The following is a 26,996-nucleotide window of genomic DNA, read 5'->3' on the forward strand; positions in this document are numbered from 1 at the left end:
CTAGCGGGGGTACCAGAACATGCCCTTGATCCCCTCCGGGTCGGGCGTAAAGCCCAGCCGCTCGTAGAAGCTAACCACATCGCGGTCGGCAAAGAGGGTGATGTTGCTGATGTCTTGGGCGCGCAGCTCGTGGATCACCTTTTCCATCAGCCGCCTGCCCAGCCCCCGGCCCTGAAACTCAGGATGCACCACCACATCCCAGATGGTGGCATTGAAGGCGTGGTCAGAGGTGGCGCGGGCAAAGCCGATGAGGCGACGGTAGCTGCCCCGCTGCTGCCACATCGACACCACCAGAAAACTGTGTTGCAGGGCTTTCCTAACCTTGTGGATGGGGCGACGCGACCACCCTACTGCATCGCAAAGTTCCTCCAGCTCATACAGATCCAAGTTGGGATCCAGGCTAAAGACAATAGTCTCCCCCCCCACCGCCAACGTTTCCTGGCGACGGTCGGCTTTGGCTGTTTGCGCCGGCTCTTTGGTTGTAGCGGCCCCTGCTGCCCCAAACAGGCCTTTCCAAAAGCTCATCTGAATTTTTGCCGAGTAAAAGCCCACCTCTAGCCTGGGCGGGCGTGTCCTCAGTATAGCCAGGATCGGCAGCAGAAATGGTGCATCTGCCCAGGTGTTTCCGCGCAGGCTTGGGACGAACCTTATATCCGAGACTGAGAAATAATCGAGAAAGCTTAGCTCTGGGCACGTTGTATGGCTCCTCCCGGCACCGGCACCCTTGTCAATGCCCTCGCGATCCTAGTGGGCAGCGGCCTCGGTTGGGCGGCGGGCCGTCGCCTGCCCGAACGCATAAGCCAAACCCTGTTGCAAGCCCTGGGATCCCTGGTGTTGGTCTTGGGGATCCAGATGGCTCTCACCCTCAGCAGCGCTGCCCAGGCGGTAACGGTTTTGCTGGCCCTGATCGGGGGGGCTTTGCTGGGGGAAGGGATCGACCTCGAGGCCGCCTTTGAGCGGCTGGGACAGGGCCTGGAAAAGCGGGTGAGCCCCTGGCTGGGCCCTAGCCCTATCGCCCGCGCCTTCGTGACCACCACCATCCTGTTTGTGGTCGGCCCCATGACTCTGCTGGGAGCTATCCAGGATGGCCTGGGGGATCCCTCGCTGCTCTTGGTCAAGGCCGCCTTGGATGGCATTGCCACCCTTGCCTTTACGGCCAGCCTCGGCTGGGGCACGCTGTTTTCCGCCCTGCCGGTGCTCTTGGTTCAGGGAGGCGTGGCCCTGCTGGCGCGGCAACTGCAGCCGCTGTTGCGCCCAGACCTGCTCGCCGCCTTGGAAGCCACTGGCGGGATCCTCATCCTGGGTATTGGCATTAACCTGCTCGGCCTGGCCCGCCTGCGGGTGGCCAACCTGCTGCCCGCTTTGGTGATTGTGGAGCTGCTGGTGGGATTTTTCCCCCTCTGGGATCTCGACTTCTAGGGAACTGGAGGGGGCTCTCGCCCTGGGGGAGAAGGGAACCCAGCACAAGAGCGTCTGGAACCTCCCTCTCTATCCTCTAAGCCCTACCCTGACCGCCGTCCTAGCTGCTGGGGGCCAGCAGCAGTAAGGGTCGCGTCTTGAAAAAGCCTGATCCGGAAACTGACCCGGTGCGCGGCAAGCCCCGTCGTGCCGCTGCGCAGAAGTCGGCAGCCTGCCTCGTGGCACCCACCTACAGTTCAACTTTTGCCAAAGCTTCTTCCGGCCCCACCAGGGCAATGGCCGGGTTGACCAGGTAGGTTGTTGCGGCCTGATGGAGATGGGCAGGGGTGAGCTGCCTTACTCGCTGCAAATACTGCTGGTCGAACTCCAGGCCCAGGCCCAAAACCTCGTACCAACCGGCCAGTTGGGCCACTTGGGCGTTGGTTTGTTTGCTGAGGGCATATTGGCCCAAGAGCTTGCGCTGGGCCATCTCCACTTCCTCGCCGCTCAGGAGGGTGTCGTGGAGGCGACGGATCTCCGCTTGCAGGCGCTCCAGGGCCACCAAAGTGTTCTCCGGTGCCGTGCCCAGGTAGGCCCCAAAAGGGGCGGGATCCCGGCGGGTGGCAAAAAAGGCCGAGACCTCATAGGCCAGGCCGCTGCGCTCGCGCAGCTCCACAAACAGGCGGCTGGACAGGCCGCTGCCCAGGTAGGTGGCCAATAGCTTCAGGGCCGGATAGTCGGCGGAAGCGGCAGGGGAGCCGCGGAAGCCCATCAAGATCGTCGTCTGCTGGGTGGGCTGGGGCAGCTTCAGCAGTTGCGGCCTCTCCAAGGGAGACAGCGGCAGGGCTGGGTCGGGGGCGGGCGGGCCGGCGCTCACCCAATCTCCCAGAGCCGCTTCCACTTGGGCCGCCACTGTCTCGGGCGGCTCTGGGCCGATCACCGCCATCACCATGCCCTCTGGGCGGCAGTAGGTGGCGTGGTAGGCCAGCAAATCCTCGCGGGTCAGGGATCCCACTGTTTCCACTCCTCCCAGCTCTGGCAGGGCGTAGGGGTGATCCCCATAGAGGGCCCGCCGCACCTGATCAAAAGCCAAGCTGAAAGGCCGTTCCTGTCGGGCGCGAATGGCTTGCAGCATCAAGTCCCGCTCCCGCGCCACCTCTGCCTCGGGAAAGCTGGGATCGCGGAGGATCTCCGCCAGCAACTGCAACAGCTCCGGAAAATCCTCCGCTACACAGCGCAGGGCGACCTCGAAATGATCGGCGGCGCTGTCTACCGAAAGGGAAGCTCCCAACGATTCCACCCAAGCGGCAATAGCCTGGGAGTCGCGCTGCCGGGTGCCCTTGGTGAGGACAGCGGCCAGCAACTGGCTCAAGCCCGCCTGCTGCGGTTGCTCTACCCGGCTGCCGCCGCGAAAAAAACAGTGGGCAGCCAGGATCTCCACCGCCGCGTTCTGGCCCACCAGCAGCGTGATGCCGTTGGTCAAGCAGAGGCGCTGCAGATGGCCGCGTTGGGTGGTGGACAGGGTGGGGTGCATTGGGCAAGGGATCCAAGACTGAAAGGCCATCAACGGCAGGCCAGTTGCAGCTCCGAAGCCGCGGCAGCGTCAGAGGCAGCCGGCTTGAGCAGAGCGACCACGTAAGCCTGAGGGGAGAGATACTGCTGCGCCAGCTCGCGGATTTGCGCCGGAGTAAACGCTTGCAACAGCTCCAGGTACTCCTGCAGGCGCTGTACCCCAACCAGGGTCTCGTAGTAGCCGTAGAGGCTGGCCAGTTGACTGGGGGACTCGGCGGAGAAGAGCAGCTCGTGGGTGAGCATGCGCCGGGCGCGATCCAGCTCCGCTTGGCCAATGCCGTCCTGCTGTAACTTCTCGATCTCGTGCAGGATGGTTGACTCCACCTGTGCCAAATCCTCTACCTCCAGTTGAGCGCTGATGCAAAAGAGCCCCCCCTCCTTCAGCACCAGCGAAGAGCAGCCGATAGCCCTCACCCAGCCCCGCTGCTCGCGCAACAGATGCACCAGCCGCGAACTACGGCCCTCCCCCAGCACTACGGCCAACAGCTCCAGGCCGCAAACCTGCTCCCAGGCCTCGAGGCTGACGGTGGGCCAGGCCAATTTTAGACGAGCCTGCTCCAGGCGGGTATGGGTGCTCTCGCGGCGCAGGATCCCTTGGGGGCGGGGCTGAGGCGGGATTGGGGGCCTTGTCCAGGCAGAGCCACTGGCAGGATCCCCAAACTCTCTTTCCACCAGCGCCAGCACCTGGTCCGGATCGATGCCTCCCGTCACCACCACCGTCATGTACTCGGGTCGGTACCAGCCGCGGTGGTAGGCGCGTAGCAGCTCTGGGGTCAACCCCATCAGGCTTTCTGGCGTGCCCAGCACGGGTCGCCCATAGGGGTGCTCCACCCCAAAGGCAGTTTCCAGGAGAAGCTGATAGGCCGTGTGCCCTAGGTTGTCGGCAGCGCGGCGAATCTCCTCCAAAACCACCTGGCGCTCCCGCTCCATCTCCTCCGGAGGGATCCCAGCCCGCAACACTGCCTCCGCCAGATAGGGCAAAGTATCCGGCAGGTCGGTGGCAGCTACGGTGATGTAGTAGTGGGTGTAATCCTGGCCAGTGGCAGCGTTGGTGATCCCTCCCCGCCCTTCAATAACCCGGTCCAGCTCCCCGGGGGCCAGCCGCTCGCTGCCCTTAAAGACCATGTGCTCCAGAAAGTGGGATATGCCCAGCCACTGCAACGGCTCGTTGCGCCCGCCTGTTTGGACCCAGACGTCCACCGTGGCCGAATCGGCAATGGGAAGGGGGTGAAGAATGACGCTTAGCCCGTTGTTTAGGCGATGGGTGTAAGCAGGAAGAAGACGCGGTGCGCGGCTCAAGGTCAAAGTTCTTAATCAGCAGAGAACAAACTTAATCTTACTCGCACAACCGCCGCTGAGAGCCTTCAGGGAGCAATTGGGTTTATCTTTACTAGTCTTGGGAAGGGGTATCCGTTGATCCTGGCCACGACAAGCTGGGGGATCCCTCACCAACTAGGCTCTCTTCTACCTGAAAGCCAGGCGGCCATTCTTCACTTTCGCGCACCCGCTGCACCACTTCCTTAGGCAGGGTCACTCCCAGCTCCCGCGCGGCTACGGCCACCACGTCTCCCCGATCGATCAGGCCGGCAATGGCGCCGCTGGGGGTGAAGACCAAGACTCGGCGCGACTCCGCCTGGCCCATCATCTGGATGACCTGGACAATGGGAGTTTCCTCCCGCACCCCTTGAAGTTGCTCCATTGGCTTGAGAATGGCTTTGAGGGTGAGGTGATCCCACTGGCTGCGCTCGATGTCGTTGAGCAGTTCCGGCCTAACCAAGCCCCGGTAGCGACCGTCCTCCTCGGCAAAGTACACTTCCTGAACGCCTCTTGCGGTCTCTGGCTGGAGGGAGGCAGGGATCAGGTAGCGATCGACAAACTCCCGCAGGCTCATGCCCGCATCCACCACGCGAAAGCGGCGGCTCATGACATCTGCGGCCTTCAGGCGAGCCAACACCCGCTGCAGCTGCGCATACTGCTCGTAGCGACGGGCGCTACTTAAAATAAACAAGCCAATTAGCCCCGTCCAAAGGCCATTGAGGCTCCCCAAAAATACCACTACTAGACCCAGGCCCACCAAGCCCCAGCCCACTCCCTGGCCAGCTCGAGCTGCCCACAACATGCCCTTTTGCCGATCCCCTGTCCAACCCCAGATGGCTGCTTTGAGCATCTGCCCCCCATCCAGGGGCAGCCCTGGCAGCAGGTTAAACAGGGCAATCACTAGGTTGATGGCAGCCAAGCTGGCCAGCATTGAGGTCAGCGGCGACCCTGGCCCCGCCCAAGCTCCAGCCACGCTGAAGAGGACAAACAAGCCCAAACTGAGAAGGGGCCCTGCCAAAGCCACCCAAAAAGCGCCCAGGGGGCGAGGCACTTCTCGCTCAATGGCCGCCATGCCGCCAAAGATGAACAGGGTGATGGAGCTCACCCGTACTCCATAGGCCCGGGCGACTAGGCTGTGGGCCAACTCATGGGCCAATAGCGAAAGAAAAAGCCCCACCGCTGGCACCACCCCGTAGGAGAGCACCAGCAGCAGAGCCGCTGGAAACCAGGTGTAGTCGAGGAACAAGGGGATCCCCCACAAATTCCCGATGCGCAGGCGACTGGTCATGGCCTTAACTCCTACACAGCTCTTGCCCAGGAGGGCTTTTAGGACAGCAGGCAACCTTTCTCCTTGGGATCCCTTCCTTTCCACTCTAGCCCTTTCCGGGGCTTCGCAGCGAATCCTTGTGGTACCCTGGGTAGCTGTCCAGCAAACCAGGCAACCCTGCTAGAGCGGCCGGGTTAGCCGCAGTGACCCTATTTTTTTGTCCCTCTTTCTGGGGGACGACGGAAACAGCTATGGTATCGACTTCCTCCTACGAGCAGAGCAAAGCGGTACCCTCGCCCCAGGAACAAGCGCCAGGTTTTGTAGACGAGTTCCCCGCGACAGCCCCAACGGCTGCCCCAGTGTTCTACCGCACCTATAGTCGGCGCCGCCCCGATGGCAGCCGCGAGACTTGGAGTGACGTCTGCGATCGCACCCTGGCCGATATTGCCCGCCTAGGGCGCCTTACTCCCCAGGAGCGGGAGCTGTTGGAACGTCTGCAGCGGCAGTTGAAAGCGTTGATCTCAGGTCGGGCCCTGTGGGTGATGGGCACCGAGTGGATCCAGAAGCCGGAAAACTACTCCGGCGCCTACAACTGCACTAGCCTCACCGTGGTGGACTGGCGCTCCTTTGGCCTGATGATGGATCTGGCCATGATGGGCTGTGGCACGGGAGCGGTGCTGGAGCCTCAGTTCATCAGCCAGTTGCCCCCCATCCTCAGCCGCCTAGAGGTGCAGGTAGTAGGATCCATTGGTGCCACCCCCCCCGAAGCGCGGCAGGAACACACCCGCATCCAGCGCCAGGGCTCTCACGTGCACATCCAGGTGGGCGATAGCCGCCGCGGCTGGGTGGAGTCTTACCAAGCTCTCTTGGAGCTGGCGGCGGATCCCAGTTTTGGGGGTCAGGTGGAGGTGACAGTGGATCTCAGCCATGTGCGCCCCGCTGGGGAGCGGCTAAAAGGGTTTGGGGGCGTGGCCAACCCCATCAAGCTGCCCGGCTTGTACCAGCGCTGTGCCGCCATCCTCAACAAAGCCGTGGGCAGGCAACTGAACTCGGTGGAGTGCTGCCTGCTCATTGATGAGGCGGCCGCAACGGTGGTGGCGGGGAATATCCGCCGTAGTGCAGGTATGCGCCAGTTTGCCGCCGACGACGAGCTGGGATCTAGCGCCAAAGACAATCTCTGGCAGCAGGACGAGCAGGGCAACTGGAGAATTGACCCTGAGCGAGATGCCCTGCGCATGGCCAACCACACCCGGGTGTTTCACCGCAAGCCAACGCGGGAAGAGTGCATTGCTGCCGTGCGCAAGCAGTTTTACTCCGGCGAGGGGGCCATCCAGTGGGCTGGGGAGGCCGTAGCGCGGGCCAACGCCGACCTAATCAACACCCCGGAGCTGAAGCGGGAGTTCCTCAACGTCTATGCCTCGGAGGGACCCGAGGGAGCTAGGCGCTGGATAGAGGAGCGGCAGGCAGCTAGTAGCTCTCCGTCTGTCCAACCGCCAACGTGGCATAGGGTGCAACGGTATGGGCTGAACCCCTGCGTTACCGCAGACACTTGGATCCACACGGGCGACGGCCCGCGCCAGGTGAAAGACCTTATTGGCAAGCAGCACAGCACCTACGTCAACGGCGAGCTATTCAGCACGACGCCAGAGGGGTTTTTCTACTCCGGCACCAAGCCCGTGCTCAAGCTGGTGACCCAGGAGGGATTTTCTCTTCGGCTGACGGGCAACCATCGTGTTCTCAAAGTCATTGCCCAGACTCCAAAGGCGCAATACACGGAATGGGTGCCGGCAGAAGAGCTCCGCCCGGGCGACCGCATTCTGCTGCACAACCATCGCGACCTAACCCCCTGGGATGGTGAGGGGACCTGGGAGGAAGGCTGGCTCTTGGGGAATTTGCTGGGCGACGGCAGCCTTGCCACAACCCAGTGGAATGACACGGCTGTACTGCGCTATGGGCAGGATACGCAGCAGGAGATGAGCCTCCATGGGGCTCAGTTGTTGCAGGCTGCGGTAGGGTACGAACCTCGCCGGCCAGAGACCTGTTATCACCCCAAGCTGAAGTGCCGGGTTATCCATTCCACCGGCTTGGCGAAACTGGCAGCTAAGTTCGGCATGGCTCCAGGACAGAAGCAAATGACTGCGGCACTGGAAGCCACAAGCTTTGATTTCCACCGCGGCTTTTTGTGCGGCCTGTTTGACGCAGACGGCAGTGTGCAGGGCGGTCAAGAGAAGGGAGTTAGTGTGCGGCTTTCCCAAAGCAACCTGGACACCCTCAAAGCTGTGCAGCGCATGCTGGCGCGTCTAGGGATTGTCTCGGTCATCTACGAGAATCGCCGTCCCGCTGGGTATCGTCTGCTGCCTGATAGCAAGCGCCAGCCAGCCCCCTACGCCTGCCAGGTGCAGCACGAGCTGGTCATTAGCGGGGACAACCTGCACCAGTTTCAGGCAGTGGTGGGCTTTCGAGAACCGCGCAAAGCTCAGAAGCTAGGTGAACTGCTCGGCAGCTACCAGCGCCGGCTCAACCGGGAGCGGTTTACGGTTACAGTTGCAGCCCTGGAGCCTGACGGCGTGGAACCGGTCTATGACTGCACCGTGCCCGGCCCAAGCTGCTTTGATGCCAATGGGTTGGTTGTCCACAACTGCGGTGAGATCATCGGATGCGACTTCCACTGCAATCTGGCCGAGATCCACCTCAACCGGCTAGATCCCCACAACCGCCAGGAGCAAGAGGAGGCCTTTACGGCAGGGGCCCTGTCGGCTGCGGCGCTATTGCACCACCGCTTTGTTGAGCCCCGCTTCCAGCGCTCAAGGGAATGGGATCCCATTGTCGGCGTCTCGTTTACTGGTCTATTTGACTTTTGCGTCAAAGCCTTTGGGGTGGACTGGCTGCGCTGGTGGCAGGAAGGGAGGCCCGATACGCCTCTGGGGCGGGAGTTTAAGCAGCAGGAGCGGGAATACCTCAGCTTCTGGAAGGAGGTCGTTCACCGCGTGGTTTGGGACTACTGCGACCGTCACGGGTTGCGCCGCCCCAACCGCTGCACCACCGTTCAACCTGCCGGCACCAAGTCGCTCCTGACTAACGCCTCTCCCGGCTGGCACCCGCCCAAGGCTCAGCGCTACATTCGCCGCATCACCTTTGCCAAAAACGACCCCGTGGCCCTGGCCTGCCTGGACTACGGCTACTCGGTGGTGCCCGCCCAGTCTGACAAGGATGAGCACGGCAACCTGCTCAACGACCCCTTTGATCCCCGCTGCACCGAGTGGTTGGTGGAGCTGCCGGTGGAGGTGGAGTGGGCCAATTTGCCCGGCGCCGAGGAGATTGAGGTTGAGCGCTTCTCTGCCCTGGCTCAGTTTGACTTCTACATGCAGGTGCAAAAGTACTACACCACCCACAACACCTCCGCCACCATCGAGCTGCGCGAGGACGAGATCGAAGCGCTGGGATCCCGCATTTACGAGGCCATCCGCGACGACGAGGGCTACATCAGCGCAGCACTGCTGGCCCGCTTCGACGCTCCCTTCCCCCGCTTGCCCTTCGAGAAAATCGACAAGGCCACCTACGAGCGGCTGATGGCCGAGGTCAAGCAAAGACGAAAGACCGACAACTTTTACGAGGCGCTGGCGCGCTATGACCGCAACCTCGCCCTAATAGCAGAGGGTCCAGCAGGGTGTGATGCCCTCGGCTGTCTGATGCCGGAGGCTAGCTCGCAGGGCGAGAACCCGTCCCGTTAGCAGAGGGGGGGATCCCGCCTCGGGCTCTGGCTACACTGTTCTTGGCCGGGAATCCGAGCACTGCGCGCCTTGGCAGCCCCCTCGGCAAGCTAGGGGCAGGGGGGGTTGGCACGGTCCGGTTTTCCCTGCTCGAGCGTTTGGTGGCTGGAGGATCTGATGCAGACAGGAGCGCAGCTCCCGAGGAAAGCCTGGACGGTGGAAATCTGGCGCAGGCTGAGGGGGCTGGTGCTGGCGCTGGCGGTGCTGCTGGGGATCGCCTGTTCTAGCCTCAAGGGCTCTGGGACCTCCCCTCCTGGATTGATCCCTCCTCCGCCTGAGCCGGGCAGCCGGTCGATTCCTCTAGCGGTGCGCACTCTGGGCACCAGCCGCTTTAAGTTGCTGGGCTTGACAGTGGGTGTGGCTGGAAGCGAGGCTGAAGTGCTTCTGGATACCGGCTCAGCAGGGCTGCGTATTCTGTCGTCGGTGGCAGGGCGCTTTGGCTTAGAGCGGACGGGGATCCCTTCCACGGTAACCTTCGCCGATGGCACGCAATTTATCGGTGTGCTGGCTCGCGCTCCCTTCAGCTTGGGTGGGATCCAGAGCCGGGAGCCGGTCACGATTCAGTTGATCGACCAAATCACCTGTGTGGAGCCCCTGGTGGCTACCTGCTCCGACAACCTGTTTGGGCCAGGGCGCCCCTTTGCCGGGATCCTCGGCACCTCTTTGGACGAGCGCAGCCCCGATCGCAACTTGTTTAGTCCCCTCACCCGCCTGCCGGGCAATTTCCGCTCTGGGTACATTGTTCAGACAGGGGGGTTCGACTCTGTTCAAGGCCTTTTCACAGTCGGCCTGACGGAGGCCAACACCGCCGGCTTCAGTTTCCGGCAACTGCCCCAGGTGGGTAGCTTTCCCGATGGCACACCCATCTGGCGGGATGAGGCCCTGCAGGTGGCCTACAGCATTGGCAACACTTCTATTCAAAATGTCCCTAGCCCCACCGTATTTGACAGCGGCGCTTCCGACATCTTCCTCAACGTTCGACTATTGGGATCCGCTCCTTTTCCCACCGCTACCCTACCCCCAGGCTCGGAGTGGCGAGCTGTGCTGGGAGGAGCCTTTGACTACCGCATCCGGGTTGGCTTTCCGGTAACGCCCAGCCGGGATCGGATCTTTGTCAACGGCAACCAGAGCGTGCAACTGTTGGGCATGCCCCTGTTTTTCAACGCCGATGTTGCCTTTGATATTGAAAGGGGGCGGATCGGCTTTCGCCTGCGCTGAGGCCGATCCCCTCTTCTGAAGCCTCGAGTTAACTGCGGAGGAAAGTGATGGTTGCCCAAGGGATCCCTGCCCATCGAAGGACACGCCGCTGGCCCTGGGTCTGGGTTCTGCTGCTGTTGTGTTGGCTGGGGTTGGGTGCACCAGCCTGGCCGATTAGCTTGGGGGATCCCTTGCCGGAGTGGGCTAAGTCTATGCAAGTGGGGCGGCAGCGGCTGCGCGGCGTGGAGCACTACCAAGGCCAAGAGCAGATCCGGGCCTACGGCAACCAGGCGGGACGAGTGTTTTGGATTCAAATCGAAAGCAGTGCCGACCTGCCGCCGGATCCCCGGCAGTACCTGGGAGAGTACCAGGCGTTTCCAGCCGAGGTCCTCCAGGTAGTACCGCTGCGGGCGCAGCGGTTGCGCTTCCAGCAGGGAAATCGCAGCGCCGAATGGCAAGTGGTGGGCATGAGCGGCCACTTTGAAGCTGAGGCGTTTAGCTATGACCTGGCCCCGCCCGAGTTGTTTCAGCCCTGACCTAGGGGCACGATTGAGACAATTAGGGCTTATCCTAGAGAGGAGCTTAAACGCAAAGTTTGCTAATGAGACTGCTTCAGCAAGAAGTTCCAGTTATCCTCAATCGCTTTCTTGTTAAGGAGCTAGCTCAGGAAGACCTCACCTTTTATGAGTACGACTGTAGGCCAAACCCACCCCCGGAGCTAGGAGAAGAGCAGAGAGCTATCGCTAGGGTTTGCAATCGGCTAGATGTAATAGCTGCTCGTTTGGGAAGTCGCATTATCACGCAGGAAAGAGTTTCGCCCAGCCAGCTCAAAACACCAGAGTGGGAGTTGGAAGAGCGTGGGCTTAGGGTTCTAACCTGTGCCAATGCTCAAGAAAGAAGCGCCCTCGAAAGCTTTGAGCGCAAGAGGATAGGGTTGCGCCTTAAATCTCAGTACAAGAAAACTGAAGTCGAATGGATAGGAGGCGGCCTGCTCTGGTGGGTGACTGCTCAGAAAGAGGTAGAACTTTCCGGAGAAGGCTGGGAAATCCACAGAGGGAGAATGATAGATGTTGCCGTCGAACCAGACGGAAAGCTTTACTTAGAAGTCGATATTCATTACCGCTTCTACACGCCGTGGACTTTGCATGAATGGTTGGAAAGCTATCCGGACGTTCCAATCGAGATTGTGCGAAATACATACTTTGATGCGAACGGCAAACGTTTGACTTGGAAATATCTGGGTATTCTTTCTAACCAATCCCCACGGGAGATTCGGTTACCAGAGCAGAACATCAGTCTGGCGGAGTATCATTTGCAGAAGTACAATGCACTTGTAGAAGAAGTTGAGAGCTCTTGGGTAGTCGAAGTAGCATCAAAGGAAAGACGTTATCCCCATCTCTCCCGAAGGTTATCGCCTGCTTTAACCTTGGAGATGCTAGCCAGTCTAGAAGACAACAGAAGCCCTGGCGGAAAAGTTAGCGCCGCTGTTATCGAGTGCATCAGAAAAAGTTTGAAAGAACGATTCGAAAAGTCCGAAGAGACTGCGAGGACCATTATAAAGGAAGTCTACAAACTTTCCCCTGAGGAAATTAAGCCGCTAAAGACCCAAGGCTACATCCTGCCCAAGCCAAAGCTATTGGGATCGGGTCGCAGACCAGTTGAAAATCCTGCTCGGGTTAGATACCGGGGATGTGCGAAGGTAGGCGAGACCAAGTTTGCATGTCTAAACCTCTATGACGACAAGCGAGAGTACCCTAGCGAAGTGCTCAACTGCTTGCTTGAGGTAGCCCAAAAAAGCGGCGCGGAAATTGAAGTAGACTTCTATGCCACTCAGCAAGACTTGCCTGAGGGCGATCTCGCCCGAAAAAGGTTCTGGCAAACCTGGGCTGAGCAAGGGATCAAAACGGTTTTGGTCGTTATGCCTTGGTCACCCAATGAGCGCAAGCAAAGGATCCGCATGGAGGCCCTTGAAGCAGGGATAGCGACTCAGTTTATGATCCCTGGGGCTGATCCCTACAAGGCTCTAAACGTCGTCCTCGGGCTTCTGTGCAAGGCAGCGTGGCAGCCGGTACTCCTGGAACCCCTCGACGATCCTGTAGGCCCTGAGCTGATCATCGGCTTCGATGTGGGAACCAATCGGCGGCTATACTACGGAGCCTCTGCTTTCGCTGTTCTGGCTGATGGGCAGAGCTTAGGTTGGGAGCTACCTGCTGTGCAGAGAGGAGAAACCTTCTCCGGGGACGCAATTTATCAAACTGTGTCCAAACTTGTCAATAGGTTTTATGACAAGCTTAGTCGATATCCAAGCAAGGTTCTCTTGATGAGGGATGGTTTAGTTCAAGGAGGCGAATTTAGTAGAACAATTGAGGAGCTAGAAAAAGAAAAGATTGCTGTGGATATTGTTGGCATACGCAAAAGCGGTACAGGAAGAATGGGAATAGAAGAAGGAAAAGGTAAGTACAAAGATGCCAAAATAGGCACTGTTGTTTTCGACTACTCGCGAAAGTCGTTTACTCTAATAACAAGCCAGCCCATTAGAAAAGGTGGGAACTCCCTCGGCAGTGCAAGACCTCTGCGAGCGATCCACGAGCACGGCAAGACTCCCTTGGAAGTTCTGGCTTTACAAACCTATCACCTCTCTCAACTTCATCCTGCCAGTGGCTTCCAAGCCTGTAGGCTGCCCTGGGTGCTCCATTTTGCCGACAAAAGCGGCAAGGAGTTCCAGCGCCTTGGCGATAACATCTTCAGTATCCTGCAAAACATAGATCGCCAGAAGTTAATTGCCGTCTAGCAAGGAAGGAGGCTCTCCCCTGAGGGCCCTGCTAGGATGGGGAAGGGTTTGGGATGCCGACTATGTTCACCAACAACGAGGTCTGGAAGACCTTTTTGAGTAACCCCGTTGTCTTCTGCGGGGGCTTCCTAAGCGGCCTGCTGCGCTTGGACATCAGGCAAGATCCGCTGCGGAGCTGGCTGGAGTCCCAGGGCTTGAGGGTAGAGGATCCGCCCGCCCCCACCCAAGGCCCTCAGTCTATTTCCATCGAGTAGGCGGACAGACAGGAGGGATCCCTTTGAAGAGTAAGGTAAGCTGATGTCCCCCAAACAGTCCGACCCGAGAAGGTGGCAACGGCAGGGATCCCTCGGCGGGGCGGTACTCCTGCTAGCAGGGCTGGTTGCCCTCCAGGCGGCGGATCTGGCCTTGGCCCAGTCGGATCCCGCTTCTCTCCCAAGCTCTGAGCAAGATCCCCAAGCTTGGCTGCAGCGCTACAACGCTGCTCTGCGCCAACTGCCACCTCCGCCCAACCTGCAGTACCGCCAGCAGGTGCGGGTGGAGGGATCCCAAACCTTTACAGCCACCTTGGATGTGCTCTATTGCCGCGACGGCAGTTGGCAGGCTTGGGTAGCCGAGGGGGATCGTGTTCGCCTGTTGGATTCGCGGCAACTGGAAGCGGTGAACCAATCGGACTTGCTCAAGCTGTATTCCGTGTACGTGAGCCGGCCCGAAGCGCTCCTGCCCTCGGTGAGCTTTCATCTAGAGGCTGATCCCAGCCGCTACCGCGTCCTCTCCTCAGAACGGGTAACTCTGGCGGGATCCCCTGTCCAGCATCTGCGTTTAGAGCCTCTCCAAGAGGGCCAGGTGCGGGAGCTGTGGCTGGATCCGGAGTCGGGGCTGCCGCGGCAGGTGCTCTTGTTTTTGTCGGGGGTGTGGGGACAGGCCTATGCCCTGATAGGGTTTGCGGCAGTGCCGGATCCCCAGGCAGGGGTTAGCTACTGGCTGCCGGAGAGCACCCGCATCAATTTGGCCTACGGGTTTTGGACGCTGGAGGGCCTGACCCGCCGCCTGTTCAGGGGATCCCTTTCCATCCGGCACGACTACCAGGACTACCGCATCCTGCCGGAGGGGGTGCAGCTGCGCTTTTTGCCCTCGCAGCCGCCGGTGGATGCGCCGCCGGTGGTGGCCGGCCTGCCGGAGAGCACGCCCCCAGTGGAGCTAGGAGATGTGCAGGTTTTGGGGGTGGATGAGCAGGGAAACCAGCAATTTAGCATTGGCCTAGGCCGACGCAGCGAGGCCAAGACCCCCTTGGAAGACCGCATCGCCGCCTTTAACCTCACCCGACCGGCCAGCCGCAACGCCCTTACCCAGATCGATACCCTAGCCTTCTTGCCTTTGGGGAGCAGCCAGTTGCCTATCTACCTCTTTCAATTCGACACGGGTCGCCCTCTCTATCCCCTGCAAGGGGTGGAGCGCCCGCGGGTGGATCCCAACGGGGTTTTCGATCCCAGGCCGCCCGCCATCAAACTCTTTGGAGACTAGCTCCCCATGCTGACCGATGCCGCCTACGGCGTAATCCCGATCCTGCCCCTCCCGCCCGCCCAGGGATCCCATCTCTACCTGCTCATCCAGCATCAGAAGGGGCACTGGGCCTTTCCCAAAGGCCACAAAGATGAGGGGGAAAGCGACTTGGCGGCAGCCCAGCGGGAGTTGCGGGAAGAAACCGGCCTAACCGACTACCAGCTCCTGACCCTGCCCGGCCAGCCTGGCCCTTTGACGCTGCAAGAGGCCTACACTTTTATAGATCCCGAGGGAAACGCGGTGGCCAAGACCGTCACCTACTACGTGGCTCTGCTGCCACCCCAGTTTCCTCCCCCTGAGCTGCAGGTGCAGCCAGAAGAGGTGGCCGCCTACCGCTGGTGCTCCTACCCCGAGGCGTTGGAGCAGATCAGCTTTGAAGAAAGTCGCCAGCTCCTGCGCCGCTGCCAAGCCCATTTGGAGCAGCTTTGGAAATTGGAGAAGACCTAAGTTCCGTATTTTTACGGAAGAGGTTTATCGGGGTTACCTTTACTATCTTGTCCTGCAGGCTTTCCGTGGGAAGTTCCCGAGTAAGAAAGCCAGCAGACAATCTGAGGGATAGCCTTCACCTTTAGAGATTGGCTGATGAGCAATAGTCATCGATCTCCCCAGGAGGAGAGTTTTTCTGAATACGGATTGAACGCTGAAACTGCCTTTGAGTTCGTGCAGCCTTGGCCGTCTTGTTGGGCTTGGCTCATCTAAAGATCTCGTCTGGGTCAGGGCTGGGCTTGAACTGTATTCTGGAAAGCATTTTTTCACCGGCTTGTGGGGTAGCTAAGACTTCAGTCGTGTCATCAACCTCAGCGCAGGAAATTGTCCGAGCACGTCCTCTCGACCCATGAACCGTCCCCCCGTCTGTACAGAAGTCTCGGCCCATCTGCTGAACGCAGAGGTCAGCTTCACAGGAGTTGTTCGGTATTTCAGTGCCTTGGACAAAGGGGAGGGGCTGGGCACTTGGTCATTGGTGTTTCACCAAGGTCGCCTGGGGTTTGCTCACCACAGCTTGGAGCCCTTGGAGCGCTTGGATCGCCACCTGCGTCGGCTCAGCCATCAAGTCTTTTCTCTGACTCGCCAAAATTGCCTACGCATCCATCGGCAGGTGGAGGCGCTATTGGCTCAGGAGACTGGGCCTCTACCTGCAGACCTTCTGGGGCTGAGTTGGATGGTAACGGAGCAACTGCTGCCTTGGGAAGCTGCGCGCAGGTTGAATGCTTGGATCGGCGAGGAGGTGCTGCAAAATCTGTTGCTGGTTCCAGGGGGCTTTCAGCAGGAGATCATCCCACTGGACAACGTGCCCACCCTGGGCCAGTGGGATGGGGGATCCCTGCTCGACCTGATCCAAAAGCGGCTACGGGCATGGCAATCTTTGGGGCCTGAGATCACCTCCCCCTACCAACGGCCCTACTTTGCCAGCCGGGCCCAGGCAGAACGCCTTCCCGCCGAGCAACAGGAACGGCTAGGCCGGTTACTGAAGGGGTTTAGCTTCCGCCAGTTGAGCGCCCTTCTCGATCAAGACGACCTCCAGATCGCTCGCCGCCTACATCCTCTGGTCAAAGCCGGTATCCTTGTCCTGCGGGATCCCCAGCCCCCCTTTGATCGGCTGCCCAAAACCTACTCGGCCAAGCTTGAGACAGAATCACAGCCCTCAGAAACTCCCACCGTCCCTCTTCACCTGGCCAACGGGCTTGCAGATCTAGGCCCATCTCCCCAGGCCTCGAAAACCTGGATTGTGGCCTGTATTGACGACAGCGAAGCCATGCTCAGCGAGTTGCAGCGGTTGTTGGAAGGGCACAACCTGGTCATTCACACCATCAGCGACTCTTTGAAAGCCCTGATGAAGCTGACCACCCTCAAGCCAGATTTGATCCTGCTGGACGTGGGTATGCCCAACGTGGATGGCTACCAATTGTGCAGCCTCATCCGCAAATCCTCCGTGTTAAAGGATGTGCCGGTGGTGATGGTCACAGGCCACAAAGGTCTGATCGATCGGGTGAAGGCGCGCCTGGCCGGTGCCACCGATTACCTGACCAAGCCCTTTCGGCAGGAAGAATTGCTGCAGATGGTGTTTCGCTATCTCAGCTAGGGATCCCTCTAAAGGTTCGTCGAAAAAGAGATAAGGAGATGTCGATCATGGTGAAAGTTCTTGTGGTGGAAGATGTGGCCTCGGAGCGACAGCTCATCAGCGATTACCTCCGCTCAGAAGGCTATCAGGTGGTAGCGGTGGCCAACGCCCAAGAGGCATTGCAGCAGATCCGCAACGACAAACCCGATGTGGTGCTGACGGACTTGGTCATGGAAGGCATGAGCGGGCTGGAATTGTGCCGCCAAATCAAGAAAAACCCGGAAACCCAAAAGTTGCCCGTTGTGGCCTGTACTTCTAAAAATCAAGAGCTGGACAAACTCTGGGGCATGAAGCAAGGGATCGATCTTTATCTGACCAAGCCTTTTACCCGCGAAGACATTTTGCGGGCCGTGAAATCAGTAGTGCTCAGCCCGAGCTCATGATTTTTGCCACTCCTGTCCTTGCTGAGCTGCGCCTCCAGTTAGGATCCCTGTGATTATCACGAATTGTTCTTAGGAGATGTCTTAGAATTGGCAGAGCGAGAACGGCAATGGCGGTAGCTTTCTCCCCACACAGCCCTACTTCTACCCGTACCGGCGAGCTGTACTTACATCTACAGTTGGGGGTAGACTGTCGGGCCCTTTTGCCCATGGCATTTGCCCAGGAAGCTCTAATTGTTGGCCCGCACCACTTTACCCTTCTCCCCAACCAGCCCGCATGGGTGCTGGGCTTGTTCAACTATCGCAATCGCATTCTCTGGGGACTGGATCTGCCGCAATTTCTCGGCCTAGAGCCCTTGGACTTTGGGCAGCCCGAACACCACTTGGTGGTGATGCGCCCAGAATTTGGGGGCTCTGCATCGCCAGTGCGAACAGGCTTGGGCCTGGCAACCCAACACGTGAAAGGAGTAGCTCGAGTGCCCGCCGAGGAGATCCAACCCTTAACAAAAGCCCAGGCAGCACAAAACAACTTTCGACTGGAGAACTTCTACGACTCTTGCAAAGGGCTGGTGTTGGAAGGGGATGAGCCTCTCTGGGTGCTCGACCCTCTTGCCATTGTCCAAAAGCTCAACTCAGTTGATTCCTCGGCAAACCCTTGATCTTGGCGACCTTTTCCCCGACTTACCCTCACTTAAAGGCAAAATTCTATGGTTTCCTTCCGTCCCCTCTTTCTCAGGCCTGCTCCATCTTCCCGGCCCCAACGCAAAGTCGCGGGATCCCGCCTGGCCCTGGCAATCAGTTTTCCTCTGGGCATCAGCTCCCTGCTGTTTGCCGTCTCTGCCGGCAGCGTAGCCCGCACCTATTTCGAGTTCGAGCCGGCGATCTCGCGGCAGTTCACCCTGCAAAACCTGAGCGATCAGGTGATCTATTTGGATGAAGTCTTGACCATGTCTGCCCGCATGGCCGCTGCCAGCGGGGATCTGTCCTGGGAAGAGCGCTACAACATCCATGTCCCTCAGTTGGATGAGGTGCTGGCGGAGATTCAGCAATTGGATCCCGCCTCTTACGAAGCCTATGCAGCCAAAACCACAGCAGCCAACATCAAGCTGGTGGAGTGGGAAGTGCAGGCTTTTGATCTGATTCGGGCCGGCGAGCAGGAACGGGCTTTCAACTTGCTGCACAGCCCTGAGTACGAAGAGCAAAAGCGCATCTACGCCGAAGGGATCAACCAAACCCTGGAGGCCATTCGCAGCAACATTCAGGCCAGCGTCCAGCTTTACGAGCAAAATCTGCTGCAGGCTTTGATCTTTTCCGGCATCAGCTTCCCGATTCTGCTGCTGAGCTGGGGGATCATTTTGATCCTGGTGCGCAACTTTGTGCGGGAACGCAACGCCACCTACGAGCGACAAGTTTCCGACACCCGACTGGCCCAGCGGTTTGCCGATATTGCCCGGATTCGCCAAGAGCAAGAGCTGATCGATCCCCTAACTGACTTGTTGGGCGAGATGCGCCAGCGCTTCGGTGCCGAACGAGTGGCCTTCTATCGCTTGACCGCTCCCGAAGAGGCGCAGGTTATCGCTGAATCTCACGACAGCCGCCTGCCCGACACCTTGGGCACCCTCCTCCGCAGGATCCCGGCTCCGATCCAGCAGGCTCTCCACGGCGGGCAAGTTTACGCTTTTGGCCCGGTGCCTAGGCCAGATCTGGGCGCCGACTACCTGCAGAGGCTGGCCACAGCCCAACTGAAAGCCGAGATGATAGCGCCGGTGGTGCGTGGCGATGAGCTTTACGGTTTTTTGGCAATAGGCCGCGCCCAAAGCCAGAGCTGGTCTGACGAAGAACAGAAAACCTTGGCAGAGCTGGCCAACCGCCTGGGTCAAGCTTTGGGTAACCTGGGGGCGCTGGAGCAAAAAGCCGTGGCCGCCCAGGAACGGGAGCGGTCGGAAGCGCTGCAAAGAGAGCTGCTGCAGCTTATCAGCGAGGTCACAGAAGCCTCGCGGGGGGATCTCACGGTGCGGGCGCAGCTAACAGCCGGACAAGTTGGCATCATGGCGGACTTTTTCAACGTCATTATCGAGAGCTTGCGCGACATCGTGATTCAAGTGCAGCAGGCCGCCGGTCAAGTCAACCAATCCATTGGTCGTGACGAGGCAGCCATTCGCGAGTTGGCCGAAGCCGCTCTCCGACAGGCCACCCAAATCGAAGAGACCTTGCGCTCTGTCGAGCAAATGACGCTCTCAATCGAGGAGGTAGCCGATAAAGCCCAACAGGCCGCCACCGTTGCCGAATCTGCCGCCGCCACGGCCATCAACAGCAGCTTGACTATGGATCGCACAGTGCAAAACATCCTGCAACTGCGGGAAACGGTGGCCGAAACGGCCAAGAAGGTGAAGCGGCTGGGGGAATCTTCCCAGCAGATTTCCAAGGTGGTGTCCTTGATCAACCAGATTGCGCTGAAAACCAACCTCTTGGCGGTGAACGCCAGTATCGAGGCAGCCCGTGCCGGCGAAGAAGGGCGAGGTTTTGCGGTGGTCGCCGAGGAAGTCGGGGCACTGGCGGCCCAGTCGGCAGAAGCCACCCGCGAGATCGAGCGCATTGTGGAAGGGATCCAACGGGAAACCGGCGAGGTGGTACAGGCGATGGAAACCAGCACCGGCCAGGTGGTGGAGGGAACCCGCTTGGTGGAAGCAGCCAAGCAGAGCCTGGGACAAATTGTGGAAGTCTCGCGGCAGGTGAACCAGCTCTTTCAGGCCATTGCCCGCTCCACCGATGCCCAGGCAGATGCATCTCAAACGGTGCGCCAGTTGATGCAGCAAATCGCCAACATTGCCGCCCAGACGGCGGCAGCCTCGCAGCAGGTGGCCAACTCTCTCCAGGCTACGGTGGCGGTTGCCCGTCAGTTGCAGACTTCTGTGTCCACCTTCAAGGTGGGGGAGGCGGTTTAGCATGGGGCCGAATCCCACTTCCCTCGACCCACGCGAGTGGCAGGTTAGGCTGCAGTTTTTGGACGAAGCCCAGGCTTACCTCGACACCCTGGAGGCAGGGGTGTTGGGCCTGGGATCCCAGAGTTTGGATCGCCCCCGTTTGGATCGCTTGCTGCGGGCTGCTCATTCCATCAAGGGCGGGGCGGCCATGATGGGCTTTCCGGTGCTTAGCGACTTGGCCCATCGCCTGGAAGATGGTTTCAAGATCTTGCAGGTGGATCCCCAAAAAGCCGACCCCGCAGTGGAGCGCAACCTCTTGGCGGCGTTGGATTGCATGCGCCAAATAGCCCAGCAGCACCGCCAGCAGCGGCTTTTGGACGAATCTTGGCTGGCAGAGCGGGTGCAGCCTCTTTTCGATCAATTGCGAGAGCAGTTGGGAGAGTTGCAGCCTGAGGACAACGTCCAAGTCCTGGCAGCAGAGGCCGGGGGCGATATGCGGGTGCTGCTGTTTGCAACCGAGGTGGAGGCCTGTCTGCAGCGGTTGGAAGGTGTGCTGGCCCACCCCGAGCAGCCCTGTTTGCGGGAGGAGTTTCTCATTGCTGCCCAAGAGCTGGGGGCGCTGGGGGAAATGTTGGATCTGCCTGCCTTTGCCACCCTGTGCGGCTCAGTAGTCCAAGCTCTGGAGACGCTGCCGCCAAATGCCAAGGAGCAGGTGTTGCCCGTTGCTCAGGCGGCTTTACAAGCTTGGCGACGCTCGCAGGCCCTGGTGCTGGTCGGTCAGGTCGCTCTTCTCCCCAGCTCCTGGGATCCGGCAGAGCCTCCAGTTTCCCCCCCGCCAGAAGCCCCTCCCCCTGCAATGGCAGGAGCCACCGAGCTGCCGGATTCGATTCCAGCCGGGGCCAAAAGCGCTGCCGAGATGCTACGGGTGCCGGCTCGCCCTCTGGAACAGTTGGGGGAGCTGTTGGGAGAGCTCATAGGGGAGCGCAACCGCTTAAACAGTCGCCTGCAACGGCTGCGGGAGCTGGTCAGCTTGTTCAAACGGCGGGTTCGCACTCTAGAAGAAACCAACAGCCGCCTGCGCAGCAGCTACGACCGCGTCGCTGCCACCGTGCCTGCTTCCGTGCTCTTGAAAAAAGAAGGGGATCCCGGCCTGACCTTGGCCGATACCTTTGACCTCTTGGAGATGGATCGCTATGGAGAGATGCACCTGCTGACCCAAGAGGTGATGGAAACCGTTGTGCAAATTGATGAGGTAACCCACGATATCGACACCACCCTGCAGGAGACCGAAGGCAGCGCCCGCCAGCTCAGCCGCCTCTCCAGGCAAATGCAAACCCGTCTCGACCAGGTGCGCATGCAGCCTCTATCGGATTTGACGGATCGCTTCCCCAGAGCGCTGCGGGAGCTGAGCTTAGCCCATGGCAAGCCCGTGGAGCTGCGGGTCTTGGGGGGATCCACCCTAATCGAGCGCTCGATTTTGGAGGCCTTGGCGGATCCCTTGTTGCACTTGGTGCGCAACGCCTTTGACCACGGCATCGAGGCTCCAGACACCCGCCTGGCCCAGGGCAAGCCGGCCAAGGGCCTCATCGAAATTGCCGCCAGCCAACGGGGCAACCGCACTCTGATCACGGTGCGAGACGATGGGGCAGGGATCTGTCTGGATAAAATCCGGGCCCGCGCCTTGCAGATAGGGTTTTCCGCTGCCGACCTGGCTGAGGCCAGCTCCCAGGAGCTGCTGGAGTTGATCTTCCAGCCGGGCTTCAGCACCGCCGAGCGAGTCAGCGAGCTATCTGGACGGGGAGTGGGTCTAGACGTGGTACGCACCAACCTGCAACGAATTGGCGGCCAGGTGCAGGTGGAATCTTGGCCGGGACGGGGCACGCTGTTTACCCTCACTCTGCCCGTTTCTTTGAGCGTCACCCGCGTGCTGCTGACAGAATGCCAGGGGTTGATGTTGGCTTTTCCGGCCAACGCAGTGGAAGAATTGCTTATCCCCCCGCAGTTGCCTGCCGATTCCTTTCTCTGGGAAGGGGAGCAGATCCCTTTAATTCCTGTGGGCCACTGGTTTCGCTTCGCGCGCTGGCAGCCTCGCCGGGAAATTGACGAGACCCCCCTTCTCGACCGACCTGTGGTGCTGCTGGTGGTAGAAGACAACCGGCCCTATGGCCTGTTGGTGGATCGCTTTTGGCGGGAGCAAGAGGTAACTCTGCGCCCGGTGGAGGGAGGTCTGCCTCTGCCGTCGGGATTCTCCGGCTGTACGGTTTTGGCCGATGGGCGAATCGCTCTTTTCGTGGATCCGCCTGCCCTCTTGAGCTGGCTGCTCGCCCAGCGGGATCAGCCCTGTCAGTCGGCAAGGGATCCCCTTCCCCAGCCCAGGTTTGCCGCCCAGCCCACCCTGCTGGTGGTGGAAGATTCGGTCAACGTGCGCCGCTTCTTGGCCATGACCCTAGAAAGAGCAGGGTTCCGGGTTGAACAGGCTCGCGACGGACAAGAGGCCCTCGAGCACTTGCAGAGAGGAATTCCCATCCGAGCGGTGATTACCGACATTGAAATGCCGCGGCTGGATGGCTTTGGCTTGCTGGCCCAGATTCGTGCCCACCCCCTGTATGACCAGCTTCCCGTGGTCATGCTCACCTCCCGCAGTGGCGAGAAACACCGCCAACTGGCCCAGCGGCTGGGAGCCAGCGCCTACCTCTCCAAGCCCTTCCAGGAACAGGAGCTGATCCAAAAGCTGCGGCAACTGCTGCAACCAGCCTCTTCGGCACCTTCCACCGGCGTTTTGATGGCGAGGTAGTCCATGCCCCTGCTTTCCCCTCTGCGCCTGCGTCGTCTGGCTCGGCAAGAACAACTGAGAAACCGGCAGACCTTGATTACTTTCCAACTGGGCTCCTACTGCTTCGGCCTCCCTGTTGATCGGGCGCGGCGAGTTTTTAGCTGGGCAGAGTTTCAGCTTGCTCAGGAGGGCGGCCCCCAGCTTTTGGATACCGGTCGTTTGTTGCTGGGCCGAGGGATCCCTTTTCAACCGGAAGGGGTTATTCTGTTGCAGCCAGGCAGTTCTGAGGACGGATTGTCCGACCAGATCGACAACCCAGAAACAGGGGCTCTGCCCATTCCCACTCAGCCCCTCCTGCGCCGTCTGCCCTCTTCCCAGTTGCAGCCTCTCCCCAGCCGCTATGCAGCTCAGGCCCGCCAACGGGGTATTGTGCAGTGGATCCCGCCAGCCGAAGGCCAGCTCCCCCTGTTGGTGTTCGACCCTCATCTCTGGCCTGCCTGTTCTTGAGAAGGGAGAGGGGGCAGTTGCAGCTCTGGATTCTCCACGCGGGTTAGCTCCCAGCGAAAGGGCTCCCCACCCCGTCGCTGCCAATTCAATTGGAAGGGTTGCTCCAAGGCGTTCACCTGATCCCGCGTCAGGTTGGCCAAGGGGCCGCCGGAGCCCTCGATAACAAACCAGAGGGTGGCCCGTCCTTGGCGACTGGGATCCCCTAGGTCGAGCTGCACCTGCAGCGCTTGGGGTTGGAGGCGCAAGCGAAAAAATTGCCCGAAGATCTCGCGGCTGTAGGCCAGCGCCCGCTGCTTGTTCAGGCCCCAACCATCGCTATAGGCCTCAGATACCAACATCTCCACCTGATCCCAGTTGCGCTGCTCCACCGCCCGCAGCAATCTCTCCGTGTGGACGCGGATTTGTCGCTCAGGCCGCCCGTATTGCCAAAAGGCTCCCACCCCGATAGCCAAGACGACGGATCCCACCACCCCCCAGCGCAGCCAGGGGGGAAGGGGTGAAGAGGGGGAATGGAGAGAGGCAGACAAGGGATCCCTCTTGGGCAGTAGGGGGATTGCTCCCTCTAGCCTACGGGATCCACATGTGAGAAGATCAAAGTCCCATCCCCAAATCTGTGCAGCCTTTGCCAGGCACAGCACGCCCCCGAAGTTTAGCCAACCGGTCATGACCAAGTCCACCGATCGCCTGCTGCTGGAGTTTGAGCAGCCTGTTGCCGCCCTGGAGCAACGAATTCAAGAAATTCGGGCCTTGGCCGAAGAAAACGACATCGACGCCTCTGAGCAGATTCGCCAACTAGAGGCCAAAGCCGAAGAGCTGCGCCGCGAGATCTTCAGCCAGCTCACCCCCGTAGAACGGCTGCAGGTGGCCCGCCATCCCCGCCGCCCCACCACCCTGGATTACGTACAGACCATCTGTGACGACTGGTTTGAGCTGCACGGGGATCGCCACGGCCAAGACGATCCGGCCATCGTCGGCGGCCTGGCCAAACTGGGGGATCAGCCGGTGATGATCCTCGGCCACCAAAAAGGCCGCGACACCAAAGACAACATCCACCGCAACTTCGGCATGCCCAACCCCGCCGGCTACCGCAAAGCCCTGCGGCTGATGGAACATGCCCACCGCTTCGGCCTGCCCCTATTGACCTTTATCGACACGCCGGGGGCCTACCCAGGGGTTAAGGCAGAAGCCGAGGGCCAGGGGGAAGCGATCGCCACCAACCTGCAGACCCTGTTTCGGCTGGAGATCCCCATCATCTGCACCGTCATCGGCGAAGGGGGATCCGGGGGGGCTTTGGCCATTGGCATTGGGGATCGCATCTTGATGTTTGAGCACGCCGTCTATTCGGTGATCTCGCCGGAAGGCTGTGCGGCCATCCTTTGGAAAGATGCCAAGAAAGCGCCGCAAGCAGCGGCAGCCCTGCGCATTACCGCCCAAGACCTGCTGCAGCTAGAGGTCATTGACGAGATCTTGCCGGAGCCGGTTGGCGGCGCCCACCGCGCCCCCCTGGAAGCTGCCCAGACGCTGAAAGAAGCTCTCCTGCGGCATCTCAAGGAGCTATCTGCTCTGAGCGGGCGGGAGCTGCGGGAGGAGCGCTACCAGAAGTTTCGCCGCATGGGGGCCTTTCTGGAGCTGGCTCAAGAGAGCTAGACCGGATCCCTACCAGGTGACCCGATCCCGCAGTTGCTCAATCCGGGCCGGCCCGATGCCCTTGACCCGCTGTAGATCTTCCAAGGAGGAAAAGGGACGGGCCTCGATGATGCGCTGCGCCAGGGCCGGGCCAATGCCGGGCAACTGCTGCAGCTCTGCTGCGGTGGCGGTGTTTAAGTTCACGCGGGAAGCTTGCGGGGTAGCCGGCTGGGAAGGGGATCCCCTGTCAGGAACGGAGATCACCTCGACTTCCAGCAGCTCCGGCTCTGCTTCAGATGAGGAGAGGGCGACGGGGACAGGGCTGGGGCAGAGGCGGGCTCTCTCTTCCGCCTGTTGCTGCAGGCGGCGGCTGGGGCCAAAGCGGGCCTCGGCAATGAGCCGCTCGAACTCGCGCACAAAGTGATCCACCACCCGCTCATTACGGATGATCAAAAGGTTTTCGTCGTTGATGTGGTTGGCCGCCATTGACCAGTTGTGGGATCCGGTGATCACCGTGGCCTGAGGAGTGCCGGGATCGACGATGGCGAACTTGTGGTGCAGCTTGTCTCCCGGGGCGAGGTTGGGCACGCCCACGGATGAAGCGGGCACTGTCCAAGGCAGGCGGGCCGCGTCCACCCGGCAGTTTTCGTCCGGGAGCAGCAGCCCCCACATCTCCAGGGTGCGGCTGTAGTCGCGAAAGGCAAAGCCGGGATCGAACACGCCGCGGATCAGCACGTTGCGCTCCTGGCGCAGTTGCCTGAGCTGGTTGGCAATGCCTGAGTCCGTAAAGACGAACAGGGCCAGATCCACCTGCTGCTGCGCTTGGGCCAGGGTGGCCGCGATGATGCCGTTGGAAGTGGCCTCGTAGGGCAGGGAGCGGCTGCTGGGAGAAAAATGTACCCCCACGATGGCATCGCCAAGGTAAACCGTCTCCAGGGGACGCTTGAGCTTTTGCACCCCGAAGCGGCTGTCGGGCAACCCTCCCGGCCCATCTCCCCACATGAGGTTGAACTCCTCGGTGTAGAGGCGAGCCAGCTCGGGGCTATCCAGCAGCAGCAGGTGGTTGGCGTTGCCCACACTGCCGGGGGCATCGAAATCCCCGTGGATATCGGAGAGGGTAAAATTGGCCGATCCGGTCAGCACCCGCTGCCCGTCGATAATCACAAACTTGTGGTGCATCAGGCCGCTGCCCTTGGAGCCGTCGGCGGTGTCGTCCAGCCAGGGCACCTGCCCCCCATCGAGCAGGGCATAGACATCCCGCGTGGCGATCTCTTCTGGGGAGAGGCGCCCATCCCGGTTCACATCCACCAAGTTGCGGTACTCCTCGTACTTGCGGCGGCTGCGCTCGTCCAACGCCCGCACTTCGGCAGGGGTGAGCTGGTGCCAGGCCCGCACATAGGTATTTTCGGTAATCACCCGCACCGGGATCCCGGCCTGGCGCCGCTCGGCCAGGGCCTGGGCAATCAGGGGCAGGTTCAACTCTTGCACCGCCACATCCAGCGACTGCTGGGCGGAGCGGATCTGGGAGAGGATCAGCTCCTCCAGGTTGTAGCCGTAGCGATAGACCTGGCGATAGGGATCCCGATAGGTGCTCTCGCGGCTTTGGTTGAACGCCACCCGGATGCGGGGGTGCTGCGGCAGAGGGGCCAGGGTGGGCAGCTCTGGCTCTTGGGGATAAGGCCGAGGTCGGGGGCCCACCCAGTAGCCAATGGCCACCAGGAGCAGCAGCAGGGCAGCCCAGGGCAGCCAACGACGCAGTTGCCGCCGCCAAGATGGGATCCCGATCCCGTTCATC

Annotated in this window: 21 protein-coding genes; 15 read left to right on the plus strand and 6 right to left on the minus strand. The window is 60.5% G+C overall.

The features are described 5' to 3' along the window. Nucleotides 1–525 (minus strand): GNAT family N-acetyltransferase, encoded by a 525-nt coding sequence (locus tag NW848_RS17255; protein WP_099812932.1) that lies wholly within the window; start codon nt 523–525, stop codon nt 1–3. Nucleotides 526–699: 174 nt separating this feature from the next. Between NW848_RS17255 and NW848_RS17260 the strand changes: the two genes are divergently transcribed. Next, a complete protein-coding gene (locus NW848_RS17260) occupies nt 700–1,419 on the plus strand; it encodes a DUF554 domain-containing protein (RefSeq protein WP_011430987.1) in 720 nt (239 codons plus the stop codon). A 229-nt stretch (nt 1,420–1,648) separates the two neighbouring features. Here the strand turns inward: NW848_RS17260 and NW848_RS17265 are convergent, their stop codons facing one another. The 3 genes from NW848_RS17265 to NW848_RS17275 all read right to left on the minus strand — a co-directional run bounded on the left by NW848_RS17265 (nt 1,649) and on the right by NW848_RS17275 (nt 5,575). Continuing rightward, nucleotides 1,649–2,962, minus strand: a complete 1,314-nt coding sequence (locus NW848_RS17265) for a M16 family metallopeptidase (protein ID WP_414508262.1) — start codon at nt 2,960–2,962, stop codon at nt 1,649–1,651. After that, nucleotides 2,962–4,269 carry a M16 family metallopeptidase gene (locus NW848_RS17270; protein ID WP_414508261.1) on the minus strand — a complete coding sequence of 436 codons (1,308 nt, stop codon included), beginning with the start codon at nt 4,267–4,269 and terminating at the stop codon, nt 2,962–2,964. The genes NW848_RS17265 and NW848_RS17270 overlap by 1 nt, the downstream gene beginning before the upstream one ends. 91 nt (nt 4,270–4,360) lie before the next feature. Then, entirely contained in the window at nt 4,361–5,575 is a 1,215-nt protein-coding gene (locus NW848_RS17275) for a site-2 protease family protein (RefSeq protein WP_414402886.1), read from the minus strand. Nucleotides 5,576–5,805: 230 nt separating this feature from the next. Here NW848_RS17275 and nrdJ point away from each other — a divergent pair, with 230 nt between their 5' ends. The 13 genes from nrdJ (at nt 5,806) to NW848_RS17340 (ending at nt 23,575) form a co-directional block, all read left to right on the plus strand. Next, entirely contained in the window at nt 5,806–9,285 is a 3,480-nt protein-coding gene (gene nrdJ / locus NW848_RS17280) for a ribonucleoside-triphosphate reductase, adenosylcobalamin-dependent (protein ID WP_414508260.1), read from the plus strand. 156 nt (nt 9,286–9,441) lie between these two features. Continuing rightward, nucleotides 9,442–10,542, plus strand: a complete 1,101-nt coding sequence (locus NW848_RS17285) for a hypothetical protein (protein WP_414402884.1) — start codon at nt 9,442–9,444, stop codon at nt 10,540–10,542. Between the two features lie 47 nt (nt 10,543–10,589). After that, complete coding sequence (locus NW848_RS17290) at nt 10,590–11,057, plus strand: hypothetical protein (RefSeq protein ID WP_414346720.1); 468 nt, start codon at nt 10,590–10,592, stop codon at nt 11,055–11,057. A 65-nt stretch (nt 11,058–11,122) separates the two neighbouring features. Then, nucleotides 11,123–13,312 (plus strand): argonaute PAZ domain-containing protein, encoded by a 2,190-nt coding sequence (locus NW848_RS17295; protein ID WP_414402883.1) that lies wholly within the window; start codon nt 11,123–11,125, stop codon nt 13,310–13,312. Nucleotides 13,313–13,365: 53 nt separating this feature from the next. Beyond that, nucleotides 13,366–13,566 (plus strand): hypothetical protein, encoded by a 201-nt coding sequence (locus NW848_RS17300; protein ID WP_099834803.1) that lies wholly within the window; start codon nt 13,366–13,368, stop codon nt 13,564–13,566. Between the two features lie 43 nt (nt 13,567–13,609). Further along, nucleotides 13,610–14,833 (plus strand): hypothetical protein, encoded by a 1,224-nt coding sequence (locus tag NW848_RS17305; RefSeq protein WP_414508259.1) that lies wholly within the window; start codon nt 13,610–13,612, stop codon nt 14,831–14,833. Nucleotides 14,834–14,839: 6 nt separating this feature from the next. Beyond that, nucleotides 14,840–15,319 (plus strand): bis(5'-nucleosyl)-tetraphosphatase, encoded by a 480-nt coding sequence (locus NW848_RS17310; RefSeq protein WP_011430977.1) that lies wholly within the window; start codon nt 14,840–14,842, stop codon nt 15,317–15,319. A gap of 388 nt (nt 15,320–15,707) precedes the next feature. Next, complete coding sequence (locus NW848_RS17315; RefSeq protein ID WP_011434290.1) at nt 15,708–16,952, plus strand: response regulator; 1,245 nt, start codon at nt 15,708–15,710, stop codon at nt 16,950–16,952. A gap of 47 nt (nt 16,953–16,999) precedes the next feature. Then, a complete protein-coding gene (locus tag NW848_RS17320; protein ID WP_011434291.1) occupies nt 17,000–17,374 on the plus strand; it encodes a response regulator in 375 nt (124 codons plus the stop codon). A gap of 206 nt (nt 17,375–17,580) precedes the next feature. Next, nucleotides 17,581–18,030, plus strand: coding sequence for a chemotaxis protein CheW (locus NW848_RS17325; RefSeq protein ID WP_240527341.1), 450 nt, complete (start codon nt 17,581–17,583; stop codon nt 18,028–18,030). Nucleotides 18,031–18,078: 48 nt separating this feature from the next. Further along, the gene (locus NW848_RS17330; protein ID WP_414402785.1) at nt 18,079–20,316 is read left to right on the plus strand and encodes a methyl-accepting chemotaxis protein; all 2,238 of its coding nucleotides are present in this window, start codon (nt 18,079–18,081) and stop codon (nt 20,314–20,316) included. Between the two features lies 1 nt (nt 20,317). Continuing rightward, entirely contained in the window at nt 20,318–23,089 is a 2,772-nt protein-coding gene (locus NW848_RS17335; RefSeq protein WP_011434294.1) for a hybrid sensor histidine kinase/response regulator, read from the plus strand. Between the two features lie 3 nt (nt 23,090–23,092). Beyond that, nucleotides 23,093–23,575, plus strand: a complete 483-nt coding sequence (locus NW848_RS17340; RefSeq protein WP_414329976.1) for a hypothetical protein — start codon at nt 23,093–23,095, stop codon at nt 23,573–23,575. Here NW848_RS17340 and NW848_RS17345 read toward each other — a convergent pair. Next, nucleotides 23,551–24,102, minus strand: coding sequence for a hypothetical protein (locus tag NW848_RS17345; RefSeq protein WP_414402786.1), 552 nt, complete (start codon nt 24,100–24,102; stop codon nt 23,551–23,553). The two genes, NW848_RS17340 and NW848_RS17345, sit on opposite strands and share 25 nt — an antisense overlap. A 136-nt stretch (nt 24,103–24,238) precedes the next feature. Between NW848_RS17345 and NW848_RS17350 the strand changes: the two genes are divergently transcribed. Further along, nucleotides 24,239–25,222 carry an acetyl-CoA carboxylase carboxyltransferase subunit alpha gene (locus NW848_RS17350; protein ID WP_414508258.1) on the plus strand — a complete coding sequence of 328 codons (984 nt, stop codon included), beginning with the start codon at nt 24,239–24,241 and terminating at the stop codon, nt 25,220–25,222. 9 nt (nt 25,223–25,231) lie between these two features. Here the strand turns inward: NW848_RS17350 and NW848_RS17355 are convergent, their stop codons facing one another. After that, nucleotides 25,232–26,995, minus strand: coding sequence for a phospholipase D-like domain-containing protein (locus NW848_RS17355; protein ID WP_414346710.1), 1,764 nt, complete (start codon nt 26,993–26,995; stop codon nt 25,232–25,234). Nucleotide 26,996 lies beyond the last annotated feature (1 nt).

The sequence above is a fragment of the Synechococcus sp. RC10A2 genome, from assembly GCF_047502605.1.